This is a genomic window from Peribacillus sp. P4_C12 (assembly GCF_056402095.1).
Genome location: NZ_JBFUIB010000981.1, coordinates 1 through 888, shown reverse-complemented (window position 1 = coordinate 888; position 888 = coordinate 1). Strand labels below are relative to the sequence as shown.

The 888-nt window shown below is 34.8% G+C and carries 1 protein-coding gene; it reads left to right on the top strand.

All coding sequences use genetic code 11. The features are described from left to right. On the top strand, positions 1 to 572 hold a 572-nt coding region (locus AC1DUW_RS30695; RefSeq protein WP_477644432.1), incomplete at its 5' end, for a hypothetical protein. Positions 573 to 888: the final 316 nt, after the last annotated feature.

Genomic DNA, 888 nt, shown 5'->3' with positions numbered 1-888 from the left:
GTGTATATTTCAAGGAAAAAGCACAAATTGAACTTGACCAAATGAAGGAAATGAACAAAAAGGCTGAAAAATTACTTGGAATAATGAGTATGAAAGGTCTTGCTCAAGGGTATCAAAAAATCGCAAATAAAGAAGGCTGGAAAGCATTTGGCTGGAACGCTATTTCAATTTTGTCGTTACTGGGTATCTTGTGGTTTGGCTATGAATTTATTATTCAACATGAAGGAGAAATGTCGTGGACTGCTTTAATCAGTAGAATGGTTTTAACTGGTGTCGGAATTACACTGTTTACTTATTCTGCTAAACAAGCTACTAACCACAGAAATGAAGAAAGACGAAACAGAAGGATAGAGTTGGAACTGGCTTCACTTGACCCATATCTAAGTGACTTAGAAAGACCAGAACAAAAAAAGGTTAAGCAAGAACTCGTTGATAAATACTTTGGAGTCGAGCTTCCGACTGCAACTGCACCACAAACCCAGCCACAAAATATTACCGATACAATTACGAATAACCCTCAAATAATGCAATTAATTGCTGACAAGGTGTCTCAACTGATATCAAAACAATAGGTAAATCTGGAGTAAACACAAAAGGTAAGCCACGATCGTGGCTTATCTTCTTGTTAATCTTACAGTTTCCCAAGCTTCATTTTTCCATATTATTTGCATAAAAAACGAAAAAATGAAATACGTTGTTAAAAACTAACTGTCTTTTAGTGAAACAGTCACTTTAAATTCAATTTTCACACCTGGTTTGTGGTGATATTTAATTGTAATCGTTATTAAGGAGTGGTGTATTGAAAATTCAAGAGGTTTTTGAGTCTTATATTAATAGTGATAAAACGAAGTCCTCGTTAAAAGCCCACAAGGGTAAGGTGGATAAATA